This window comes from Thioclava sp. GXIMD2076 (assembly GCF_037949795.1).
Lineage (GTDB): Bacteria > Pseudomonadota > Alphaproteobacteria > Rhodobacterales > Rhodobacteraceae > Thioclava > Thioclava kandeliae.
The window spans coordinates 347,318-365,367 of record NZ_CP149932.1; the positions used below are offsets into that span (position 1 = coordinate 347,318).

14 protein-coding genes are annotated in these 18,050 nt (G+C 63.5%); 10 read left to right on the forward strand and 4 right to left on the reverse strand.

Features of this window, described 5'->3' with window-relative positions; all coding sequences use genetic code 11:
- Window positions 1-213: 213 nt before the first annotated feature.
- Window positions 214-1,119, forward strand: a complete 906-nt coding sequence (locus WDB91_RS01735) for a LysR family transcriptional regulator (RefSeq protein ID WP_339113447.1) — start codon at window positions 214-216, stop codon at window positions 1,117-1,119.
- On the opposite strand, the gene WDB91_RS01740 is transcribed toward WDB91_RS01735, so the two are convergent.
- Genes WDB91_RS01740 through WDB91_RS01750 form a run of 3 tightly spaced genes read right to left on the reverse strand, consistent with a single transcriptional unit; the run spans window position 1,120 to window position 3,532 of the window.
- Window positions 1,120-2,073 carry an OmpA family protein gene (locus tag WDB91_RS01740; RefSeq protein WP_339113448.1) on the reverse strand — a complete coding sequence of 318 codons (954 nt, stop codon included), beginning with the start codon at window positions 2,071-2,073 and terminating at the stop codon, window positions 1,120-1,122.
- Entirely contained in the window at window positions 2,070-2,792 is a 723-nt protein-coding gene (locus tag WDB91_RS01745) for a GNAT family N-acetyltransferase (RefSeq protein WP_339113449.1), read from the reverse strand. Before WDB91_RS01745 ends, WDB91_RS01740 begins: the two co-directional genes overlap by 4 nt.
- On the reverse strand, window positions 2,789-3,532 hold the full coding sequence (locus tag WDB91_RS01750; RefSeq protein WP_339113450.1) for a molybdopterin-binding protein: 744 nt from the start codon (window positions 3,530-3,532) through the stop codon (window positions 2,789-2,791). Before WDB91_RS01750 ends, WDB91_RS01745 begins: the two co-directional genes overlap by 4 nt.
- 118 nt (window positions 3,533-3,650) lie before the next feature.
- On the opposite strand from WDB91_RS01750, the gene map reads away from it, so the two are divergent.
- Window positions 3,651-4,463, forward strand: coding sequence for a type I methionyl aminopeptidase (map, locus tag WDB91_RS01755; RefSeq protein ID WP_339113451.1), 813 nt, complete (start codon window positions 3,651-3,653; stop codon window positions 4,461-4,463).
- 81 nt (window positions 4,464-4,544) lie between these two features.
- Here the strand turns inward: map and dnaE are convergent, their stop codons facing one another.
- Entirely contained in the window at window positions 4,545-8,057 is a 3,513-nt protein-coding gene (gene dnaE, locus WDB91_RS01760; protein WP_339113452.1) for a DNA polymerase III subunit alpha, read from the reverse strand.
- 298 nt (window positions 8,058-8,355) lie between these two features.
- Here dnaE and xdhA point away from each other — a divergent pair, with 298 nt between their 5' ends.
- The 8 genes from xdhA to WDB91_RS01800 are packed head-to-tail and all read left to right on the forward strand — an operon-like array spanning window position 8,356 to window position 17,994.
- The gene (xdhA, locus tag WDB91_RS01765; RefSeq protein WP_339113453.1) at window positions 8,356-9,756 is read left to right on the forward strand and encodes a xanthine dehydrogenase small subunit; all 1,401 of its coding nucleotides are present in this window, start codon (window positions 8,356-8,358) and stop codon (window positions 9,754-9,756) included.
- The gene (xdhB, locus tag WDB91_RS01770; RefSeq protein ID WP_339113454.1) at window positions 9,753-12,050 is read left to right on the forward strand and encodes a xanthine dehydrogenase molybdopterin binding subunit; all 2,298 of its coding nucleotides are present in this window, start codon (window positions 9,753-9,755) and stop codon (window positions 12,048-12,050) included. The genes xdhA and xdhB overlap by 4 nt, the downstream gene beginning before the upstream one ends.
- Complete coding sequence (gene xdhC, locus WDB91_RS01775) at window positions 12,047-12,985, forward strand: xanthine dehydrogenase accessory protein XdhC (protein WP_339113455.1); 939 nt, start codon at window positions 12,047-12,049, stop codon at window positions 12,983-12,985. Before xdhB ends, xdhC begins: the two co-directional genes overlap by 4 nt.
- The gene (locus WDB91_RS01780; RefSeq protein ID WP_339113456.1) at window positions 12,982-14,499 is read left to right on the forward strand and encodes an ABC transporter ATP-binding protein; all 1,518 of its coding nucleotides are present in this window, start codon (window positions 12,982-12,984) and stop codon (window positions 14,497-14,499) included. Before xdhC ends, WDB91_RS01780 begins: the two co-directional genes overlap by 4 nt.
- A complete protein-coding gene (locus WDB91_RS01785; protein WP_339113457.1) occupies window positions 14,496-15,572 on the forward strand; it encodes an ABC transporter permease in 1,077 nt (358 codons plus the stop codon). The genes WDB91_RS01780 and WDB91_RS01785 overlap by 4 nt, the downstream gene beginning before the upstream one ends.
- On the forward strand, window positions 15,569-15,931 hold the full coding sequence (locus tag WDB91_RS01790; protein ID WP_339113458.1) for a hypothetical protein: 363 nt from the start codon (window positions 15,569-15,571) through the stop codon (window positions 15,929-15,931). Before WDB91_RS01785 ends, WDB91_RS01790 begins: the two co-directional genes overlap by 4 nt.
- Window positions 15,928-16,857 carry an ABC transporter permease gene (locus WDB91_RS01795; RefSeq protein ID WP_339113459.1) on the forward strand — a complete coding sequence of 310 codons (930 nt, stop codon included), beginning with the start codon at window positions 15,928-15,930 and terminating at the stop codon, window positions 16,855-16,857. The genes WDB91_RS01790 and WDB91_RS01795 overlap by 4 nt, the downstream gene beginning before the upstream one ends.
- Before the next feature lie 51 nt (window positions 16,858-16,908).
- Window positions 16,909-17,994 carry a BMP family ABC transporter substrate-binding protein gene (locus tag WDB91_RS01800; protein WP_339113460.1) on the forward strand — a complete coding sequence of 362 codons (1,086 nt, stop codon included), beginning with the start codon at window positions 16,909-16,911 and terminating at the stop codon, window positions 17,992-17,994.
- Window positions 17,995-18,050: the final 56 nt, after the last annotated feature.

Sequence of the window (18,050 nt, forward strand, 5' to 3'; positions counted from 1 at the left end):
AGGGTACCGGATCTGGCAGCGCCATTGAGGCCCTGCCAGATCCGCTCGGCGCTAACGCGCCTCCGGCCCAACCCCAGCGTGTATAAAGGGTGAAACCGTTTCCGTCAGCGCACCCATTTTGGCGATTCCCCTGTATTGTCCATTCGTAGCCCCAATTCAGCCCGATTTGGCCCCGATCTTCGAAAAGTCGAAATGAATCAAGGGTTGCCGAGCATGGACCGTCTGACAGAAATGGAAGCCTTCGCCACGGTCGTGGATCAGGGCGGTTTTACCGACGCGGCCAGAAAGATGGGAATTTCCAAATCTGCGGTCTCGAAACATGTTTCCGCGCTGGAAACGCGGCTGGGGGCGCGGCTTTTGAACCGCACCACGCGCCGTGTCTCGCCGACCGAGATCGGGATGGCCTATTATGACCGCGCGCGACGGGTTCTCAACGATGCGGGCGAGGCCGACGCGCTGGTCACCTCTATGCAGACGGCGCCTTCGGGGACACTGCGCATCTCGGTTGCAACGGATTTCGGCGTGCATCTTCTCTCGCCGGTTCTGGGCGAGTTTCTGAGCACCTATCCCGAGATCAATGTGAATATGGTGCTCAACAACCGCTATGTGGAACTGATCTCGGAAGGGTTCGATATGGCGATCCGTCTGGGCGAGCTGGAAGATAGCAGCCTGCGTGCGCGCAAGCTGACCGAGACCGGACAGAAGATGATCGCGGCCCCCGGATATTTCCAGAAATACGGCCGTCCGATGAAGATCGACGATCTCAACAGCCACAAACTTCTACATTACTCCAACCAGTCGACCGGCAATGTCTGGAAGGTCACCGCCCCCTCCGGCGAGCGTCGTCAGGTGCGCTCGGCAGGCTGGCTGACGGTGAATGACGGGCAATCGCTCCTGCAGGCGGCCATCAGCGGGCTGGGCATCGCCTACCTACCCTCCTTCCTGTGCGCAGAGGCGCTGAAGAAGGGGATCGTCGAGGAAGCCCTGCCCGATCTGCCCGAGGACACGATGGGCATCTATGCGATCTATCCCCCGGGCCGCTATACCCAGCCCAAAGTCCGCGCCTTCATGGATTTCCTCGTGGATACCTTTCAGGATCGCGGACCGAACAACTGGTGATCACTCGAGCGAGGTCGAGGTCAGCACGGCCTCGACACGCCGGTTGGTGCGCCGTCCCTCCTCGGTGAGGTTGGTGGTGATGGGCGCAAGCCACCCCGCGCCCTCGGCCACGATCCGCTCGGGGGCGATGCCGTAATCGCTGATCAGGCGCTGCCGCACCGCCTCTGCACGGCGTTTCGACAGATCGATATTGCCTGCAAGCGCGCCTTCCATGTCGGTATGCCCCACGAGTGCGATACTGGCCTCGGGCGCCGAGGCCAGATAATCGGCCAGCGCCGCGAGACTGTTATAGCTGCCGGGTTTCAGCTCGTCGGCACCGCTTGCAAAATCGAGCCCGTCCAGAACCCCATGACCTTCGGTCTGCAAAAGCGTCCCGATGGGGCGGCTTTCCTGCCCTGTCCCCTTGGTTGTGGTAATCTGCAGCGGATTATCGGGACGCGCGGCATCGACCACACCGGCGCTCAGCGTGGTGAGGTTCACAAAACCGGAATTCGACGAGCGGCTCACTGTCAGCGCCAGATATTCCGGCCCCTTGCGCGCGGCAAGATAGAGGAAATCTCCCAGATCCACATGCATCCCAGGCTCGGGCAGAAGATCGAGCTGGTAGCGGAAATCGAACCCGCCACAGGCTTCGGTCGCGCAATCATAAAGCACCTTGTAGCCCGCATTCTCGATCTGGCTCCGCAAGGGCGCCATGATCTGCAGCGTGGTCTGCTGGTTGCCGCGCAGCCGCCATGCGGTATCGATCCGCGTGCCCTCCAGCGCCCGTGCCGAAGCCGGAGCGGCAGAGGTCCACGGCCCGGTCAGCAGGCTGTAATCGGTGGCCGGGTTACTATCGGAGGCGCTGATCGTGGCATCTTCCGGCAGATCGAGCTGCAGGGGCTCGGCGCGGGCGGCAACGACGGCCAGCCCCGAAAGGGCAATCGAAAGCAAGGCGGAACGAAACATGGTCATAGGATTTCCCGACGATAATGATAGCGGCCCTGCAGGGTCATCCCCAGCCGTTCGTAAAGCGCGATCGCCCCTGTATTGGACGCGCGCACGACAAGATTGAGCGCGGTGGCCCCGTTCGCCCCCGCCCAGCGGGCCGCCTCGGACATAATATGGCCCGCCACGCCACGACGGCGGAACTCGGGGCGGGTCGTAAGCGCATGGATCATGGCCTCGCGCCCCGCACAGGCCGCAAAAGCAGCCCCCGCCGCGCGATCCCCGTTACGGCCCAGAATGACACAAGCAGGCCCCTGTGCCCGCGCCATCACTGCCTGACGGGCCGCATCGATGCCATCCTCCTCGAAGATCTCGCGGGTCACGGCCAGCGGCGGCCAATGCGGGAAGGCCGCCAGTTCGGGGATGTCCTGCGGAAAAGTCACGACGGGGGCACGATAGACAAGCGACGGATCGAAACACTCATAGCCCCGCGCCTCCAGCATTGCGTCGAGCGCCTCGTGACCTTCGCGGATCTGGAACTTGACCGGCTGCCCGAGAGCGCGATGGCAGGCAATCGCAGCCTCCGGATCGGCCTCGGAGAGTGGCACCTCGAGGCTTGCCGAGCTTACACGGCTGCCGCCCCCCTTGCCATCGCGCACCACAAAGCCGCCCGCCCTATGGAAGGCTGCGGCAGGCCATGTGGCGTCGATCAATTCATAAAAGCCGGTCGCGGTGCCAGAGGTCATTGCCCCTCCGAAAACGCCGATTGTAGCTCGGCGAAGGCGGTCTCGAGCCGCGTCTCGTCCTGCCCGCGCACCACAAGATTCACGCCGTAATTTCCATCCGTTACAAAGGGATAAGACCCGAAGGACAGGTCGGAATAGGTCTCGGCCAGATCCCGCAAAGGCTCGGCAATCTCGGATTCGGGGCGCGGCACCCGCAGGCTGCGCGACAGGACCGGCGCACCGCCCGTGAGCGTGGGCAGCACGCTTGCCACCATCGCCTGGAACACATTGGGCACGCCCGCCATCACATGCACATTGCCCATGGTGAAGCCGGGCGCGACGGAGACGGGATTGTCGATCAGCGTGGCCCCTTCGGGGATCCGCGCCATCCGCATCCGCGCCGGCGTGAACTCCGCCCCGCGTTGGGCGTAATGCGCGGCCAGCAGCGCTTTGGCATCGTCGCGCACATCGACCTTCGCGCCAAAAGCCACACCCACCGCATCGGCGGTGATATCGTCATGGGTCGGCCCGATGCCACCGGAGGTGAAAAGCGTGTCATAGGCTTTCGACAGCGCATGGATCGCGCCCACGATCTGGTCCTGATCATCGGACACGATGCGCACTTCCTTCAGGTCGATCCCCGCCTTGGTCAGCTCGCCTGCCAGATAATAGGCATTGCCCTCGCGGGTACGGCCCGACAGGATTTCATCCCCGATGATGAGGATAGCAGCAGTGGGATTGGGCTTCTTCGCGTCAGACATGGGTTTATCTCCTTTGTGCACAGGTATAGGCCGGGTTGACATAAGCGAAAAGCCCAAGCCCTAGTCATGGCATCATTTTGTGATTAACTACGGCATAAGCGATTGAAGGAGAGAGCCGGTGGATGAAGCCCAAGGCCGCGTGACGAAAGACGGGATCCGCATCTATAATACCACGGATGATTTTGACGGCATCCGCGCCGCCTGTGCGGTGACCTCGCAGATCCTCGACGAGGTGGCCCAGCATGTCCGCCCCGGCATCACCACGATGGATCTGGAAACCTTCATCCGCAAGCGCGTCGAGGAACTCGGCACCACTTCGGCAACGATCGGTTATCGCGGCTACCAGCATGCCTCCTGCATCTCGGTCAATCACGTCGTCTGCCACGGCATCCCGGGTGACAAGGTGATCAAGGATGGCGACATCCTCAATATTGACATCACCGTCATCAAGGATGGCTGGTATGGTGACAGCTCGCGCATGTATGTGGCGGGCAATCTCTCGCGCAAATCCGAACGCCTGATCCAGGTCACCTATGACGCGCTCATGATCGGCATCGAACAGGTGAAGCCGGGCAATACGTTCGGCGATATCGGCCATGCGATCCAGAAATATGTCGAGGCCAACCGTATGAGCGTGGTGCGCGATTTCTGCGGCCATGGCGTAGGCCGCGTCTTCCACGCACCGCCGAATGTGCTGCATTATGGCCGCGCGGGCTCGGGGGCCGTGCTCGAGGAAGGCATGATTTTCACCATCGAGCCGATGGTCAATCTGGGCCGTCCCGATACCAAGGTGCTGGCCGATGACTGGACCGCCGTCACCCGCGATAAATCGCTCTCGGCACAGTTCGAACATTGCGTGGGTGTCACGGCGGATGGCTGCGAGATCTTCACGCTCAGCCCAACCAACCGCTTCCACCCGACCTGGGGATAAGGCAGCAGGAAGGTCGCGCCCGCGCGCGGCCTGACCGATTTCTTCGGGGCCTCGATGGCCCCGAGGAAATCGACCCCGCCCTCAGATCTCTTCCACCATCGACACGCCGCGCAGGGAGCGGATCGCCCCCTTGATCTGCGGGTTCACCGGGAAATCCCGCCCCGTGGCCAGCTCGTAGCGGCAATTCTTCTCGGCATCGAACACCGTGAAACTGATCGGTCCGCGCGAGCGCACCTTGCCCTCCTCTTCGAGCCGCGTCAGCAGCGAGGCAATCGAAGGCACGGCCTCGGGGGTTTCCACATGGATCATCAGCCCCGTGCCACCGGCATCGGCCACCATCGTATCGACGGGGCTGGCAGAGCCCGCCACCATACGCACCGACTCGCCATCCACCTCGACCTTGACGTTGAGCACCAGAAGACGCCCCGTCTCGAGCACCGGACGGCAGGCCTCCAGCGCCTCGGACCAGAAGGCCACCTCATAGGGCCCAGACGCATCCGAGAGCGCCACAAAGGCAAAGCGGTTACCCTTGGCCGATTTCTTCTCGCGCACGGAGGCGACTTCCCCCGCGATCTTCGCCGCAAAGGGCCCGCCTACCGCCTTGGCATGGATCTCGTCGAGGGTCATCACCTTCTTGCGCTTGAGCGCAGGCATATAATCTTCCAGCGGATGGCCCGAGAGATAGAAGCCGATCGCTTTATGCTCCTCGGCCAGTTTCTCGCCCGGCAACCAGTCATCGGTATCGGCCATACGCGGCGGCGGCAGATCATCGCCCGCATCGCCAAAGAGCGACACCTGCGCCGAATTCTTGGCCTCGACCACCGCCCCCGACCATGCCACAAGGCTGTCGAGCGACTGGAACACCCGCTTGCGGTTGGGGTCCAGCTGGTCAAAGGCTCCCGCCCGCGCCAGCATCTCCAGCGGCCGCTTGCCAACCCGCTTCAGATCAACGCGGCGCGCGAAATCGAAGAGGTCACGGAAGGGCTTGTCCTTCCCCTCCACCTGCCGTGCCTGCACGATCAGTTCCATCGCCTCGACGCCCACATTCTTCAGCGCGCCCAATGCGTAAACCAGCTTCTGGTCCACCACATCAAAGGTCGAGAGCGAGCGGTTGACGCAAGGCGGCACGATCTCCGCGCCCAAGCCCTTCTTGACCTCCTGTGCATAGATCGCAAGTTTCTCGGTCAGATGGATATCGCAATTCATCACCCCGCCCATGAACTCGACAGGATGATTGGCCTTCAGCCAAGCGGTGTAATAGCTGACCACCGCATAAGCGGCGGCGTGGGATTTGTTGAAGCCGTAATTGGCGAATTTCTCCAGAAGGTCGAACACCTCCGAGGCCTTTTTCTTATCGACCCCGTTTTTCGCCGCCCCCGATTCAAATTTCGGGCGCTCGGCATCCATCGCCTCCTTGATCTTCTTACCCATCGCGCGGCGCAGAAGGTCGGCGCCGCCCAGCGTATAGCCCGCCATCTCCTGCGCGATCTGCATCACCTGTTCCTGATAAACGATAATGCCCTGCGTCTCGGCCAAGATATGGTCAATGGTCTTATGCACCGACTCCAATGGCTTGCGCCCGTGTTTCACATCGCAATAGGTCGGGATATTCTCCATCGGACCCGGACGATAGAGCGCGACAAGCGCCACGATATCCTCGATACAGGTGGGCTTCATCTGCCGGAGCGCCGATTTCATGCCCTCGGATTCCACCTGGAACACCGCGACCGTATGCGCCGCCGAGTAAAGATCATAGGTCTTCTGGTCATCCAGAGGCACAAGGTTGATCTGGTTTTCCCCGCCCGGCGCCGGCTCGTAAAGCGTATTGCCATGCGCATCCACATGGAGCGGCCTGCCCGATTTGAAGATCAGGTTCATCGCCGATTGCACGACGGTCAGCGTCTTCAGACCCAAGAAGTCGAACTTCACGAGCCCGGCGCTCTCGACCCATTTCATATTGAACTGGGTCGCGGGCATATCCGAGCGCGGATCCTGATAGAGCGGCACGAGCCGGTCCAGCGGACGGTCCCCGATCACCACACCCGCCGCGTGGGTCGAGGCATTGCGCAAGAGCCCTTCGACCTGCTGGGCATATTTCAGAAGGCGGGCGACCACCTCTTCGTTCTTTGCGGCCTCGCGCAGACGCGGCTCGTCGGCCAGCGCCTTCTCGATCGAGACAGGTTTCACCCCCTCGACGGGGATCATCTTCGACAGGCGGTCCACCTGCCCGAAGGACATCTGCAACACACGCCCCACATCGCGCACGGCGGCTTTCGAGAGCAGCGCACCGAAGGTGATGATCTGCCCCACCTTCTCGCGCCCGTATTTCTGCTGCACATATTTGATCGTCTCCTCGCGACGATCCATGCAGAAATCGATATCGAAGTCGGGCATCGAAACCCGCTCGGGATTCAGGAACCGCTCGAACAGGAGCGAGTAGCGCAAAGGATCAAGGTCGGTGATGGTCAGCGCATAGGCCACAAGCGAGCCCGCCCCCGAACCCCGCCCCGGACCGATCGGAATATCATGGGCCTTCGACCATTTGATGAAATCGGCCACGATCAGGAAATAGCCCGGAAAGCCCATCTGCTCGATGATCCCGAGCTCGAATTTCAGCCGTTCCTCGTATTCCTCCACAGGCGCCGCCGCCTCGATCACCTCCAGACGCTTGCGCAGACCCTCCCAGGACTGCTTGCGCAATTCCTCGATCTCGTCATCGGCGAATTTCGGCAAGATCGGATCGATTTTCGAAGCGCCATAGGCGCAGCGCCGGGCGATCTCGACCGTATTCTCCACGGCCTCGGGCAGGTCCGCGAACAGCGCGACCATCTCGGCTTCGGATTTAAAATAATGGGCAGGCGTCAGGCGCCTGCGCGGATCGGCCTGATCCACATAGGCCCCCTCGCCGATGCAGATCAGCGCATCATGCGCCTCATACATCTCGGGCTTGGGGAAAAAGACATCATTGGTTGCCACCAGTGGCAGCCCCATCTCGTAGGCCATCTCGACAAAGCCGCGCTCGGTCAGCCGCTCGGCCTCCATCGCGCGCCCGTCCTCGCCCGGGTGGCGCTGCAGCTCCACATAGAACCGTCCCGCATAGATGCGCGCCAGCTCTTCCATCAGCGCCCGCGCCCGTTCGGGCTGACCGGCTTGGAGGAATTTGCCCACCGGCCCCTCGGCCCCACCGCTCAGACAGATAATGCCCTCTGCATGCCGTTCCAGCTGTTCGGTGGTGACTTGCACCAGATCCCCATGTTTGCCGACATAAAGACAGGTCGAGAGCTCCATCAGGTTCTCGTAGCCCTTCTCGTTCTGCGCAAGGAGCACCACCGGTGCCGGCAACCGGATCTTCTCGCCCGGACGCGCCGGATCATAGGCCAGCGAGACCTGACAGCCCAGGATAGGCTGCAACCCTGCCCCCTTGGCCGTGACCGAAAACTCCAGTGCGGAAAACATCGCATTGGTATCGGTGACAGCGACTGCGGGCATATTGGCCGCATCGCACATCTTGATCAGCTTCTTCACGGGCACGGCGCCCTCGAGAAGCGAATATTCGGTATGGACGCGGAGATGGATGAATCGAGGCTCTGTCATCCCTCCAATCTATGCGGCCCGCGCGGCTGCGAAAAGGCCGATCACGCGGAAGGCCGGTCAAATTTCACCCGCCCCACCCACCAAGGCGAATTTCCAATTGACCACTCTTCAGGCAATGCGCACAATTTGAAGGCATTCCGCCCGCCATTCTGGCGCAAACCGTCAGTTCAGCCTTGCACCCGCCCCACAGGCCAAGCTTTTCTGAGCACAGGTTCACGCATCCCAGAACCGCGCCCCCGTTCTACGCCACATCGGGCGGGGCCGCACTTCACAGCTGTACCGTGGCGAAAGTCTTCTCATGGATATCACGTTTCTTCTCAACGGAGAAACCCGCCAGGTCGCAATCAGCGACCCGACGCAATCGGTGCTGGACTGGTTACGCGCGGAAGGGCTGACCGGAACAAAAGAAGGCTGTAACGAAGGCGATTGCGGTGCCTGCACGGTGATCGTGACCGATGCCGATCGCTCCAGACCCCTCAATGCCTGCCTCCTGATGATGCCGCAACTCCATGGCCGCGCTCTGCGCACGGTCGAAGGCATCACCGGTCCCCAAGGCCAATGCCATCCCGTGCAGGACGCCATGATCACCCATCACGGCAGCCAGTGCGGCTTCTGCACCCCGGGCTTCATCGCCTCTCTCGCCTGCGCGCACCAGAACAACCAGCACGACCATGATGATCTTCTGGCCGGCAATCTCTGCCGTTGCACGGGCTATGCCCCGATTCTGCGCGCAGCCCAGGCGGCCGCCAACGCGCCTGCACCCGACTGGATGGACACCCCCTTCCAGCGTCCTGAAATATCCTCGGAGGGTGAATGGACCGAAGGTCCAGAGGGAGGCAGACAGCCTCCCTTCCTCCCCCGCTCCACAAAAGAACTGGCAGATTGGTATCTCGCCCACCCGCAGGCCACGCTGATCGGCGGTGCCACCGATGTCGGGCTCTGGGTCACCAAAAAGCTGCAGGATCTGCCGCTTGTGGCCTTCCTCGGCCAATGCGCGGACCTCGCCCTAATTATGGAAACCGACACCCATTTCACCATCGGCGCTGCAACCACCATCGCGGCCCTCCGTCACGCGGTCGCGCCGCATCTGCCAAGCCTCGCCGAACTTCTGCGACGCTTCGCCTCCGAGCAGGTGCGGCAGGCCGCGACCCTGGGCGGCAATATCGCCAATGGCTCGCCCATCGGCGACACGCCCCCCGCGCTCATCGCGCTTGGCGCCACGCTCACCCTGCGCCAGGGCGACACGCGCCGCGAGCTACCCCTCGAGGACTTCTTCCTCGATTACGGCAAACAGGACCGCCAACAGGGCGAGTTTGTCGAAAGCATCTCCTTCCCCAAATCCGCGTCCCATTTCCGTGCCTATAAGCTGTCGAAGCGCTTCGATCAGGACATCTCCGCCGTTTGCGCGGCCTTCAACCTGACGCTCGACGGAAAGACCATCGCGTCGGCCCGCGTGGCATTCGGCGGCATGGCCGGCACCCCCAAACGCGCCAGCGGTTTCGAGGCGCTCCTCACGGGCAAGCCGCTGTCTGACGAGACCTTCCGTGCGGCGCTCCCCGCGCTTGGCCTCGATTTCCAGCCGCTCTCCGATATGCGCGCCTCCGCCCGCTACCGCCTGAAAGCCGCCGAGGGGCTGGCGCTGCGCTATCTGGCCGATCTCAGCGGCCAACACCTCTCCATTCTGGAGGTGCAGCCATGAGCGTCGCCAAACCCCTGCCCCATGATTCCGCCCGCCTGCACGTCACCGGTCAGGCGCGCTACCTGGATGACATCCCCGAGCCCAAAGGCTGCCTGCATCTGGCCTTCGGCCTGTCCAGCGAGGCCAGCGCCGGGATCACCGGGATCGACCTCACCGAGGTCCGCGCCTCCGAAGGGGTGATCGCCGTGCTCACCGCCGCCGATATTCCGGGCGAGAACGATGCCTCCACCGACCGTGGCTGGCATGAGCCGCTTCTGGCCGAGGACGAGGTCCAGTATATCGGCCAGCCCGTCTTCATCGTGGCCGCCACCTCGCATCGTCTGGCCCGTATCGCGGCCCGCCGCGCCCGCATCACCTACGACCCCCGCGAGCCTGTCCTGACCATCGATCAGGCCATCGCGCGCGAGAGCTGGTATGAGGGCGGCCCGATCATCTGGGAAAACGCCGACCCGACCGAAGCCTTGGCGCAGGCGGCTTTCACCGCCCATGGGAGCATCGAGATCGGCGGTCAGGAGCATTTCTATCTCGAAGGTCAGGCCGCAATGGCCGAGCCGCAGGATCAGGGTATGATCGTGCGGGTTTCCAGCCAGCATCCGACCGAGGTGCAGCATAAGGTGGCCGAGGCTCTGGGCCTGCATATGCATGATGTGCGTATCGAGATGCGGCGCATGGGCGGCGGCTTTGGCGGCAAGGAAAGCCAGAGCAACCAGCCCGCCATCGCCTGCGCCGTGGCCGCCCACCTCACGGGCCGCGCCTGCAAGATGCGCTATGACCGCGATGACGATATGACGATCACCGGCAAGCGCCATGATTTCCGCGTGGACTACCATATCGGCGCGGATACCGATGGCCGGATCACCGGTGCGGTCTTGCGCCAATACGCCCGCTGCGGCTGGTCGATGGATCTGTCGCTGCCGGTCTGCGACCGCGCCATGCTGCATGCCGATGCCGCCTATCACATCCCCGCTTTGCGCGTCGAAAGCCTGCGTCTGCGCACCAATACGCAATCGAACACCGCCTATCGCGGCTTTGGCGGACCTCAGGGTATTCTGGGCACCGAAGCCGCGATCGAGCATCTGGCGCAGGTGATGGGGCTCGACCCGCTGGAGTTACGGCGGCGCAATTTCTATCCCGAGATGGGCAAGGCTCCCGTCCCCACCCATTACGGCCAGCCGGTCGAGGACAGCATCCTGCAAGCGCTGACCGAAGACCTCACCACCCGCGCCGGTTTTGCCGCCCGCCAAGGGGCGGTGGCCGAGTGGAACGCCGCCAATCCGGTGCTGAAAAAGGGCATCGCGCTGGCGCCGGTGAAATTCGGGATTTCCTTCACACTCAGCCATCTCAATCAGGCGGGCGCACTGGTGCATGTCTATCAGGATGGCACGGTGCGGCTCAATCATGGTGGCACCGAAATGGGTCAGGGCCTGCATATCAAGGTCTGTCAGGTGGCGGCGAGCATCTTCGGCCTGCCGCTGAGCCAGATCCGCATCTCGGCCACCGATACCGACAAAGTGCCCAATACCTCGGCCACGGCGGCCAGCTCGGGCGCCGATCTCAATGGCATGGCCGTCAAGGCTGCCTGCGAGACCATCCGCGACCGGATCGCCACCTTCCTCGCCGCCCGTGAGGACTGCGCCGCGCAGGATGTTACCTTCGCGGATGGGTTCGTGGCCGCAGGCGCCTATCGCGGCACCTTCACCGAAACCGTTCTGGCCGCCTATCAGGCGCGGATCAGCCTGTCTTCCACCGGCTATTACGCCACCCCCGAAATCTCGTGGGACCGGACCACGGGCACCGGACGCCCCTTCTACTACTTCGCTTATGGCGCGGCCATCGCCGAGGTGGTGATCGACCGCCATACCGGCGAGAACCGCATCCTGCGCGCCGATATCCTGCATGATGCAGGCGCCTCGCTGAACCCTGCGATCGATAAGGGTCAGGTCGAGGGGGGCTTTGTGCAGGGCGCGGGCTGGCTCACGACCGAGGAACTGGTCTGGGATGACAAGGGCGCGCTGCGCACCCATGCGCCCTCGACCTACAAGATCCCCGCCTGCTCGGACCGGCCGCGGATCTTCAACGTGGATCTCTGGGACCAGCCCAACCGCAAGGACACGATCTACCGTTCCAAAGCCGTGGGCGAGCCGCCCTTCATGCATGGCAATGCCGTCTTCTTCGCGCTGCAGAATGCGGTGGCGGCCTGTGGCCCGCACTGGCCCGCGCTGCGCGCACCGGCCACGCCCGAGGCGATCCTCGATGCGATCGCGCGCGCCGAAGGCACCGGAGAGGACGCATGAGCTTCGATCCGACGCGCCTACGCGAGGCCGCCACGCGCGGGCCTTTCACCCGCGTGCTGGTGGTAGGTGTGAAGGGCTCGACCCCGCGCGAGACAGGCGCCGAGATGCTGGTCTTTGCAAGCCATATCGAGGGCACGATCGGCGGCGGCGCGCTGGAATATGCGGCCATCAAGGCAGCCCGCGCAGGCCGGACAGGCCGCCACTCCATCCCGCTTGGCCCTGCGATGAACCAATGCTGTGGCGGCGCGGTAACCCTGGCCTATGAAGCGATAACCGCGCAGGATCTGGACCGCAGCTTCGGTCCGCTCCATGCCCGCCGCCTCGACGGGCCTGCCGAGATGCCGCTCTCAGTCCATCGTGCGCTGTCCCGCCACCGCGACCGCGGGCAGGTGCCGCAGCTTCTGGTCGATGGCTGGCTGGTGGAGCCAGTGGCGCCCCCCGCCCTGCCCGTATGGATCTGGGGCGCGGGCCATGTGGGGCGCGCGATTGCCGCCACCCTCGCGCCCTTCCCCGATTATGCGATCCATCTGGCCGATACCGATGCCACGCGCTTCCCTGCGACCCTGCCGCAGGGTGTCACACCCCTGATCGCCGAGAACCCCGCCGATCTGGTGCCGCTCGCGCCCTGTCATGCGCATCATTATGTGTTGACCTATTCGCATGCGCTGGATCTGGATCTGTGCCACCGGCTGCTGACCCATGGCTTCGGCCATCTGGGGCTGATCGGATCAGAGACCAAATGGGCGCGGTTCAGGGGCCGGTTGCGGGATCTGGGCCATAGCGCAGAGAAAATCGGGCAAATACAATGCCCCATCGGCGATCCTTCCTTGGGCAAACATCCGCAGGCCATTGCGATCGGGGTCGCTGCCGGAGTATTGAGACAAGAAACGACCATCCGGTCAAAACCCGACAGTCAGGACGCGAGAGAAGCATGAGCGATCCCCTATTGAAACTTGAGGGCCTGACCAAGGCCTATCCGGGCGTGATCGCCAATAGCAATGTCGGCTTCGAGATCGGTCAGGGCGAGATCCATGCGCTCTTGGGCGAGAATGGCGCGGGCAAATCGACGCTGGTGAAGATGATCTACGGGCTGGTGAAGCCCGATGAGGGCACGATGACCCTGCGCGGCATGCCCTATGCGCCGCCCGAACCCCGCGCCGCACGCGCGAGCGGAGTGGCGATGGTGTTCCAGCATTTCTCGCTATTCGATGCGCTGAATGTGGCCGAGAACGTGGCCTTGGGGATGGAGAACCCGCCCCCCATGCGCCAGCTCGCCCGGCGTATCCGTGAGATTTCCACCCAATACGGGTTGCCCTTAGACCCTGCCCGCCTTGTGGCCGACCTTTCGGCGGGGGAGCGGCAGCGCGTGGAGATCGTGCGCTGCCTGCTGCAGGATCCGAAGCTTCTGATCATGGATGAACCCACCTCGGTGCTGACGCCGCAGGAGGTGGAAATCCTCTTCCGCACCCTGCGCCAGCTTGCGGCCGAAGGCACCGCGATCCTCTATATCAGCCACAAGCTCGAGGAGATCCGCACGCTGTGCGACCACGCGACCATCCTGCGCGGCGGCAAGGTGGTGGGCGATGCGATCCCGCGCGAGAAATCCGCCCGCGAGCTGGCCGAACTGATGGTGGGGGCCGAACTGAAGGTGACCGACCGTGAGGGGCGCACGCTTGGGGATGTGGTTCTGGAGGTGCAGGGGCTCGACCTTGCCCCCCTCTCGCAATTCGGTCCATCCCTCAAGGATGTGTCCCTGCGTCTGCGCGCGGGCGAGGTGCTGGGCATAGGCGGTGTGGCCGGAAACGGGCAAGAAGAGCTTCTGGCCACGCTGGCGGGCGAGCGCCCCTCGGCTGCGGGCAGCGTGGTGCTGGCGGGGCGTGACCTTTCGGGGCTCGGCCCCAACGAGCGCCGCGCCTTCGGCCTTCTGGCCGCGCCCGAGGAGCGGTTGGGCCATGCCGCCGTGCCCGCCATGAGCCTGACCGAGAACACCTTGCTGACCGGCACGATCCGGCGCCCCCTGGCCAAGGGAGGCATGGTCGATATGGCCGCCGCCCGCGCCTTTGCCGAGGAGATCATCAAGGCCTTCGATGTGCGCACTCCGGGGCCGCATGTGGCGGCGCGCGCACTTTCGGGGGGCAATCTCCAGAAATTCGTGGTGGGCCGCGAGGTGCTGCAGGAGCCTGCGGTGCTGATCGTGAACCAACCCACCTGGGGGGTAGATGCGCTTGCTGCCGCCTCGATCCGGCAGGCACTGCTGGATGTGGCGGCCAAAGGGGGCGCGGTCATCGTGATTTCTCAGGATCTGGACGAGTTGATGGAAATTTCCGACCATTTCGCGGCGCTCAATGCAGGACGCCTGTCGGCACCGCGCCCGACCAAGGGCCTGACAATCGAGGAGATCGGGCTGATGCTGGGCGGTGCCCACGGGATGCAGGAGGCCAGCGCATGATCACGCTGATCCGCCGCCCCACCCCCTCGCGCCACTGGGCATGGTCCACGCCGATCCTTGCGGTGATTGCCACGATGATCGCCGGCGGGCTGCTGTTTGCCGCGCTTGGCACCAACCCGTTCACCGCGATCAAGGCAATCTTCTGGGACCCGATCCTCGGCCCCAATGCCGCCTATTTCCGCAGCCAGCTTCTGGTGAAGGCTGCGCCGCTGATCCTGATCGCCACGGGGCTGGCGGTAGGCTTCCGCGCAGGGATCTGGAATATCGGCGCCGAGGGCCAGTATATCATGGGCGCGCTCGCGGGCGCGTGGCTCGCGCTGCATGTGTATCCCGCAGAAGCCGCATGGCTCTTTCCGGCCATGATCGTGCTGGGCGCATTGGGCGGGCTCGTATGGGGGCTGATCCCCGCGCTCCTGAAGGTCTGGTTCGGGGTGAACGAGATCCTCGTGTCGCTGATGCTGGTCTATGTGGCCGAGAACTTTCTGGCCTATATGGCCTTCGGTCCACTGAAAAATCCCGAAGGCTTCGGCATGCCCGGCTCGCGTAACCTGCAGCAATATCCTTCGGCCTTCAACGGCGAGCTGATCGCGGGCACCGGCGCGCATTGGGGCGTGGTCGCCGCACTCATTGCGGTGATCTTCACCTATATCCTGATGCACCGCCATATCATGGGCTTCCGTATCCGCGTGGCGGGCGAGGCACCAAGGGCGGCGCGTTTTGCAGGCGTCGTGCCCGCAAAACTGATCGTTACCTGCCTGTGCCTGTCGGGCGCGCTGGCGGGGCTTGCGGGGCTCTTCGAGGTGGCGGGGCCTGCAGGCCAGATCACCGACCGGTTCAATGTGGGCTATGGTTTCACCGCGATCATCGTGGCCTTTCTGGGCCGGTTGCATCCGGTAGGCATCCTGCTGGCGGGGCTTTTGATGGCGCTGACCTATATCGGCGGTGATGTGGCCCAGCTGATGCTGCAACTGCCCCCCGCCGCAATCCAGGTGTTCCAGGGAATGCTCCTGTTCTTCCTCCTGGGGTTTGACGTGCTGACCAATTACCGCGTGAAACTGGGGAAAGCGGTATGAGCCGCAGGCTTCCCTCGCTCCACCGTCCCGTTCTGGGGGTGATGGGGGTGCTTGGCGGGCTGGCCCTTTACTATCTGCTGGTCTGGTCGGCCTCGGCCATCCTCTATGTGCCGATTGCCATCGGGCTTCTGGCCGTGCTGGAGGTGACCCGCCGCCTCTCGGATCTGGCCCGCAAGCGGCTGGACGTGGCCGCGACCGAGGACGAGGCTTTCCATGCCGGTCGCGCGGCCCGTGCCCTGCGCCGCTCGCGCGCGGATCTGGTTCTTTTTGCCGTGGCTTGCCTGATCGGGCTGGCCATCGCCTATCTTCTCTGGGGGCCTATCCCCGACCCCACAAGCCTTTACGGAGACGCCCAATGATCGGTGGTATCGATATCGTCACACTGATTGCCATGCTGATGACCGCCTCGACGCCCGTTCTGCTGGCGGCCACGGGCGAGCTGGTGGTCGAACGCTCGGGCGTGCTCAATCTCGGGGTCGAGGGAATGATGGTCATGGGCGCGATCGGCGGCTTTGCCGCGGCCGTGGCCACCGGCAGCCCCGTCCTGGGCTTTATCGCAGCCGCCCTCTCGGGAGTGGTGCTGGCGCTTCTGTTCGGGCTTCTGACTCAGGTCTTTCTGTCCAATCAGGTGGCCACGGGGCTGGCGCTCACGCTTTTCGGGCTGGGGCTCTCGGCGCTTCTGGGCAAGCCCTTCGAGGGTGTGCGCCCGCCGCCGACCACCAAGCTCGATTTCGGCCCGCTCTCCGATATTCCGGTGCTCGGGCGTATTCTCTTCTCGCATGACTGGGTGGTCTATCTCTCGCTGATCCTGTGCGCGGCCACATGGGCCTTCCTGAAATTCGCCCGTGGCGGGCTGATCCTGAAAGCCGTGGGCGAGAACCATGACGCGGCTCACGGGCTCGGCTACCGCGTGGTGGCCGTGCGCTTCATGGCGCTGGCCTATGGGGGGGCACTGGCAGGGATTGGCGGCGCCTATCTCAGCCTCGTGCGTGTGCCGCAATGGACCGAGGGCATGACCGCAGGCGCGGGCTGGATCGCGCTGGCAATCGTCGTCTTTGCCTCGTGGCGGCCCGAACGCGCGCTGATCGGAGCCTATCTCTTTGGCGGGATCACCGCGCTGCAATTGCAGCTACAGGCCGCGGGCTATGCGATCCCCGTCCACCTGCTGTCGATGGCGCCCTATCTGGTGACCATCCTCGCTCTCGTCCTTCTTTCCGCGATGCATCGCAACGGCGCTCAGGCCGGACCGGGCAGCCTCGGAAAATCCTTCCATGCCTCCCGCTAAGGGGCTAACTTCGGGCACATCAAGATGCCCATCATCCAAGGGGAACCCTCCATGAAACGCAGAACCTTCCTTGCCTCCTCGGCCGCTATGGCCGGCATCGCAGCCAGTGGCGCGCCCGCTTTCGCACAGGCCGACCCGCTGAAAGTCGGCTTCATCTATGTCGGTCCGGTAGGCGATATGGGCTGGTCCTACCAGCATGATCAGGGCCGTCAGGCGCTAGAAGCCGAATTTGGCGACAAGATCCAGACCAAATTCATCGAATCCGTGCCCGAAGGCCCCGATGCCGAGCGTTCGCTGACCTCGCTGGCGCTGGAAGGCCACGAGCTGATCTTCGCGACCTCCTTCGGCTATATGGATGCGGTCCAGAACGTCGCCAAGAAATTCCCGAATGTGAAATTCGAGCACGCGACCGGTTATAAGCGCGCCGAGAATGTGGGCACCTATGACGCGCGCTTCTATCAGGGCCGCGCCGTTCAGGGCACCATCGCGGGCCGCATGACCAAGTCGAACAAGATCGGCTATATCGGCTCCTTCCCGATCCCCGAATGTATTCAGGGCATCAACGCGGCCTATATCCACGCCAAGAAGGTCAATCCCGATGTCGAGATGTCGGTGGTCTGGATCAACAGCTGGTTCGATCCGGCGAAAGAGGCCGATGCCGCAGGCGCGCTGATCGCAAGCGGTGTGGATGTGGTCATGCAGCACACCGATTCCACCGCGCCGCAAGCCAAGGCTCAGGAAGCGGGCAATGTGATCACCTTCGGTCAGGCCTCGGATATGTCGAATTTCGCGCCCAAGCCGCGCGTGACCTCCACGATCGACAACTGGGCGCCCTATTACAAGAAGCGCGTGCAGGCGGTTCTGGATGGCACATGGGAATCGGATGCGACCTGGGGGGGCATCGATACCGGCATGGTCGAGATCGGCGAGATCACCGATGCCGTGCCCGCCGAAGTGAAGGAAGAGGCCGAGGCGCTGATCGAGTCGATGCGCACGGGCGAGTATCATCCCTTCACCGGTCCGCTCAAAAAACAGGATGGATCGGACTGGCTGGCCGACGGCGAAGTGGCCGATGACGGCACGCTGGCGGGAATGAACTTCTATGTTGACGGCATCACCGCAGAGATGCCGAGCTAAACATAACCCATTGAATAAAAAAGGGGCGCGAATTATCGCGCCCCTTTTTCGTGCAA